The organism is Streptomyces sp. UNOC14_S4, from assembly GCF_020740835.1.
Classification (GTDB): Bacteria; Actinomycetota; Actinomycetes; order Streptomycetales; family Streptomycetaceae; genus Streptomyces.
In genome coordinates, this window is the sequence record NZ_JAINFC010000591.1 from 1 (window position 1) to 4287 (window position 4287).

The 4287-nt window shown below is 72.9% G+C and carries 5 protein-coding genes; 4 read left to right on the top strand and 1 reads right to left on the bottom strand.

The window, feature by feature from the left end; all coding sequences use genetic code 11:
- Positions 1-822, bottom strand: an 822-nt coding sequence (locus K6I34_RS32675) for a hypothetical protein (protein WP_229331658.1), incomplete at its 3' end; no start/stop codon positions are given.
- Positions 823-1063: 241 nt separating this feature from the next.
- Between K6I34_RS32675 and K6I34_RS32680 the strand changes: the two genes are divergently transcribed.
- The 4 genes from K6I34_RS32680 to K6I34_RS32700 form a co-directional block, all read left to right on the top strand.
- On the top strand, positions 1064-2104 hold the full coding sequence (locus K6I34_RS32680; protein WP_229331659.1) for an ABC transporter substrate-binding protein: 1041 nt from the start codon (positions 1064-1066) through the stop codon (positions 2102-2104).
- 139 nt (positions 2105-2243) lie between these two features.
- Positions 2244-3092, top strand: coding sequence for a Nif3-like dinuclear metal center hexameric protein (locus K6I34_RS32685; RefSeq protein WP_229331660.1), 849 nt, complete (start codon positions 2244-2246; stop codon positions 3090-3092).
- A gap of 16 nt (positions 3093-3108) precedes the next feature.
- Positions 3109-3852, top strand: a complete 744-nt coding sequence (locus K6I34_RS38745) for a C4-type zinc ribbon domain-containing protein (RefSeq protein ID WP_308294092.1) — start codon at positions 3109-3111, stop codon at positions 3850-3852.
- A gap of 6 nt (positions 3853-3858) precedes the next feature.
- Positions 3859-4287 (top strand): reverse transcriptase-like protein (locus tag K6I34_RS32700; RefSeq protein WP_229331663.1); only part of this gene is annotated, 429 nt, incomplete at its 3' end.

The following is a 4287-nucleotide window of genomic DNA, read 5'->3' on the forward strand; positions in this document are numbered from 1 at the left end:
TCCCTCGGGCGCCAGCTCCTGGCCGGGCTGCGCGGCGAAGGGCGTGAGCGTGGCGTTGGACAGCCGCAGGCACTCCGGGAAGCGCACCGGCCGCGACGAGCCCAGCACCCCCCAGCCCAGCCGGTCCTGCCCGGGGGCGTCCGAGCGGACGAGCAGCAGGCCGCTGTCCGGATCGGCCAGCTGCAGCCGGTCGTTGCTCTCCTCGGTGATCTGGAGCAGCGGGCTGGTCTCGCCGCCGCGCTCCAGGTCGACGACCACGGTCTTCGTGCGGCCCTCCAGCTCGCGGTCGAGGGCGAGCAGCCTGCCCGTGCGGTCCAGCCAGGCGCCGCCCGCGCACAGGCCCGGCACCTCCACGATCCGCTCCGGGCCGAACGCGCCGCCGTGCAGCAGCCACAGCCCGGTGGAGCGCTCGCCGTGCACCAGCCCGTACGCCGCCTGGCCGCCGGGCGACGGGGGGAGCAGCGACAGCCGGGCGCAGTCGACGGAGCCGACGGGCAGTTCGCCGGTGGCGGGGCCGGTGGGGTAGAGCAGCGCGAGCATGTGCCGGTCGGCGACCCTGCGGCGGATCAGGACGCGGCCGTCCGCCAGCGGCAGCACCTCGCTGTCCGGCTCCTCGGGCTGGGTGCCGGGCAGCGGCACGGCGTACGGTTCGGGGCCGTCGAGCGTCCAGCGCTCGGGGAACCAGCCGCCCGTACCGCCGTCGAGAGCCAGCCGCGCGGCGTACGAACCGTCCGCCGTGACCGTCAATGCCGCGCGTCTCGTGTCCGTCGGCGCGGTCCGCGGGGTGCTCTGTGGAGTGCTCTGGGGGGCACAGACCGTCATGAGAAACGTCACCTCCGGCACTGAACGTAGTTATCGCACTACCTGCCGAACAATGAGAGCGGGTCCGCTTCACCGGTAAGGGTGGCGGATGTCCGATTCGCCTGAGCGATGGGGGGTGGGTGTGCTTCGCGCGCTCCGCCCGGATATAAGGTAAGGCGAACCTAAGTGGCTGCCGATCCTGCGGTGGCCACACGTTGTGCGTCCCGTCCCCCTCGCCCCCTCTCGTCCCCAGGAGTACGCGATGTCCCTCCGCCACCGCGGCCCGGCCGCCGTCGCCCTGTCCCTCGCCGCCGCGCTCTCCCTCGCGGCCTGCGGTTCCTCCGGTGACGGCGGGGACAAGGCGGGCAAGGACGGCGGGAACGGCTCCAAGGCCGTCGCCGAGGGCGGCAAGGACTTCGGCAAGGCGGGCGAGCAGACGAAGAAGATGGGCACGGACGCCGCGCCCGGCCAGTTCCCGCGCACGATCACCCACGCCCTCGGCAGGACGGAGATCAAGGAGCGGCCCAAGCGGGTCGTCGTCCTCGACGTCGGCGAGCTCGACAACGTCGTCTCCCTCGGCATCAAGCCGGTCGGCTGGGCCCCCACCGAGGGCAGCCAGGGGATCCCCGACTACCTGAAGAAGGACGCCGGGGAGCCCAAGAACGTCGGCACCATCAACAACCTCGACCTGGAGGCCATCAACGACCTCCACCCCGACCTGATCCTGGGCAGCAAGCTCCGCGCCGAGAAGAGCTACCAGAGCCTGTCGAAGATCGCCCCGACCGTCTTCTCCGTCCGCCCCGGCTTCACCTGGAAGGAGAACTACCTCCTCAACGCGGCCGCCCTCGACCGCACCGCCGAGGCGAAGAAGAACCTCGACGCCTACGAGGCCAAGGCGAAGAAGCTCGGCGAGGACGTCGGCGAGAAGAAGCCGACGATCACCATGCTCCGCTACATGCCGCAGTTCACCCGCCTGTACGCCGGGCAGTCCTTCATCGGCACGATCCTCAAGGACGCCGGCCTGCCGCGGCCGAAGAACCAGCAGGGCGACAAGCTCGCCGAGCAGATCAGCCCGGAGAACATCGACCAGGCCGACGCCGACTGGATCTTCACCGGTGTCTACGGCGACCCGGACAAGACGAAGCGCGACAGCGCCGAGGACAACCCGCTGTGGAAGAACCTCACGGCGGTGAAGGAGGGCCGCGCCAAGGACGTCAAGGACGAGACCTGGTACCTCGGCCTCGGCGTGACCGCCGCCAACAGCGTCCTGGACGACCTGCGCGGCTTCCTCGTGAAGTCCTGACGGCGGTTGTCGGGAGGCCACCGGGAGGCCGTGACGGCGGCCACCGGAAGACCGTGACGACAGCCGCCGGGAGGCCGTGACGGCGGCCGCCGCCCGCGCGATGGCCGCTCGGGCGCGGCGGACAGGTAGCCTTGCCCCCGTGCCCGCACTGTCTGAAGTCATCGCCGCCCTCGACGCGCTCTGGCCCCCGGAGCGGGCCGAGCAGTGGGACGCCGTCGGCACGGTCTGCGGCGACCCCGAAGCCCCGGTCGGCCGGGTCCTCTTCGCCGTCGACCCCGTCCAGGAGGTCGTCGACGAGGCCGTACGCCTCGGCGCCGACCTGCTCGTGACCCACCACCCGCTCTGGCTGCGGGGGACGACCACCGTCTCCGCGGGCACCTTCAAGGGCCGGGCCGTGCACACGCTGATCAAGCACGACATCGCCCTGCACGTCGCGCACACCAACGCCGACCGCGCCGACCCCGGCGTCTCCGACGCCCTCGCGGGCGCCCTCGACCTGCGGGTCACCGGCCCCCTCGTGCCCGACCCGACCGACCCGGCGGGCCGCCGCGGCCTCGGCCGGATCTGCGCGGTCGACCCGCCGGTGAAGCTCGCCGAGTTCGCCGAGCGCGCCGCGAAGCGGCTGCCCGGCACCGCGCAGGGCATCCGCGTCGCGGGCGACCCGGACCGTACGATCCGCACGGTCGCCGTCTGCGGCGGCTCCGGCGACTCCCTCTTCGACGAGGTGCGGGCCGCGGGCGTGGACGCCTACGTCACCGCCGACCTGCGCCACCACCCGGCGTCCGAGGCGGCGCAGCACAGCCCGCTCGCCCTGGTCGACGCAGCGCACTGGGCCACCGAGTGGCCCTGGACCGAGCAGGCCGCCGCCCAGCTCGACGAGATCTCCGACCGCCACGGGTGGGGCCTGCGCACCCACGTCTCCCGTACGGTCACCGACCCCTGGACCGCCCACGCGGCGTCGCCTACCCCGCATTCCGCGCACAAGTAACCACAGGAGCCCCCAACTGAACGCCGCGCCCGCCGACCAGAAGCGCCTCCTCGACCTCCAGGCCCTCGACACCCGCCTCGGCCAGCTCGCCCACAAGCGCAAGAGCCTGCCCGAGCACGCCGAGATCACGGCCCTGGAGGCCGATTTCAGCCAGCACCGCGACCTCCTCGTCGCCGCGCAGACCGAGGAGAGCGACACCGCCCGCGAGCAGGCCAAGGCCGAGCAGGACGTCGACCAGGTGCGCCAGCGCGCCGCCCGTGACCAGCAGCGCCTGGACAGCGGCGTCGGCCTGTCCGCCAAGGACCTGGAGAACCTCCAGCACGAGATCGCCTCCCTCGCCAAGCGCCAGGGCGACCTGGAGGACGTCGTCCTCGAGGTCATGGAGCGCCGCGAGTCCGCGCAGGAGCGGGTCACCGAGCTGACCGCCCGCGTCGACTCCGTCCAGGCCAAGGTCACCGACGCCGTCGCGCGCCGCGACGCCGCGTTCGCCGGGATCGACGCTGAGGTCGCCTCCGTCACCAAGGAGCGGGAGATCGTCGCGGGCTCCGTCCCGGCGGACCTCCTGGGCCTGTACGACAAGGTGCGCGTCAAGCAGGGCGGCATCGGCGCGGCCCGCCTCTACCAGCGCCGCTGCGAGGGCTGCCGCCTGGAGCTCGACCTCACCGAGCTCAACGAGGTGCGTGCCGCGGCCGCCGACGCCGTCGTGCGCTGCGAGAACTGCTCCCGCATCCTGGTCCGCATCGCCGAGTCGGGTCTGTAAGCACCCATGGCGCACCGCTTCGTCGTCGAGGCCGACGGCGGCTCCCGGGGCAACCCCGGGCCCGCCGGCTACGGCGCGGTCGTACTGGACCCGGCGACGGGCGAGGCGCTCGCCGAGACCGCCGAGTACATCGGCACGGCCACCAACAACGTCGCCGAGTACAAGGGCCTCATCGCGGGCCTGAAGGCGGCGAAGGAGCTCGACCCGGAGGCCGCCGTCCTGGTCCGGATGGACTCCAAGCTCGTCGTGGAGCAGATGTCCGGCCGCTGGAAGGTCAAGCATCCGGACATGAAGCCGCTGGCCGCCGAGGCCGGGCGGATCTTCCCGCCCGGGCGGGTCGACTACCAGTGGATCCCGCGCGAGCGGAACAAGCACGCCGACCGGCTCGCCAACGAGGCGATGGACGCGGGGCGGCGGGGCGAGCAGTGGGAGGCG